Source organism: Mesorhizobium sp. M0663, from assembly GCF_040320585.1.
Lineage (GTDB): Bacteria > Pseudomonadota > Alphaproteobacteria > Rhizobiales > Rhizobiaceae > Mesorhizobium.
The window spans coordinates 1-616 of the sequence record NZ_JAMYPX010000116.1 but is presented as its reverse complement, the minus strand read 5'-3'; the positions used below and the strand labels follow the sequence as shown (position 1 = coordinate 616).

Genomic DNA, 616 nt, shown 5'->3' with positions numbered 1-616 from the left:
CAATGGCGACGAGGAGGCAGCCCTGTCGCTCGGGGCCAATGGCTGGCAGGCGTTCTGGTACGTGACGTTGCCCAACGTCAAATGGGGATTGCTCTACGGCGTGCTGTTGTGCAATGCCCGCGCGATGGGTGAGTTCGGCGCCGTCTCGGTCGTGTCGGGCCACATACGCGGGCTGACCAACACCATGCCGCTGCATGTCGAAATCCTTTATAACGAGTACAATGCCGCCGCCGCCTTTGCCGTCGCTTCGCTGCTTGCCGGCCTGGCGCTCGTCACGCTGGTCTTGAAAACACTTCTCGAGATGCGCTACGGCGCCGAGATCGCCGCGATGCGCGGACATTGAATGCATGTCGCCCAAAAGTGCGTAGCGGTTTTGGGACAACGACATGCATCGACAAAAAGGGACGGTTGATGGAAGTTCGCGTTGTCAACGTGCGCAAGGAGTTTGAGCGGTTTCCGGCGCTTCACGACATCTCGCTCGACATCAAGTCCGGCGAGTTGATCGCGTTGCTCGGACCTTCCGGTTCCGGCAAGACGACGCTGCTCAGGCTGATTGCCGGCTTGGAGCGGCCGACCCGCGGAAAGATCTTCTTCGGCGAAGAGGATGCCTCCCAAA

General features: G+C 60.6%; 2 protein-coding genes. Both read left to right on the top strand.

Features of this window, described 5'->3' with window-relative positions; translation table 11 throughout:
- Positions 1–343, top strand: a 343-nt coding sequence (locus tag NKI54_RS36375) for an ABC transporter permease subunit (RefSeq protein ID WP_352694678.1), incomplete at its 5' end; no start/stop codon positions are given.
- A 68-nt stretch (positions 344–411) separates the two neighbouring features.
- Positions 412–616, top strand: a 205-nt coding sequence (locus tag NKI54_RS36370; RefSeq protein WP_352694676.1) for an ATP-binding cassette domain-containing protein, incomplete at its 3' end; no start/stop codon positions are given.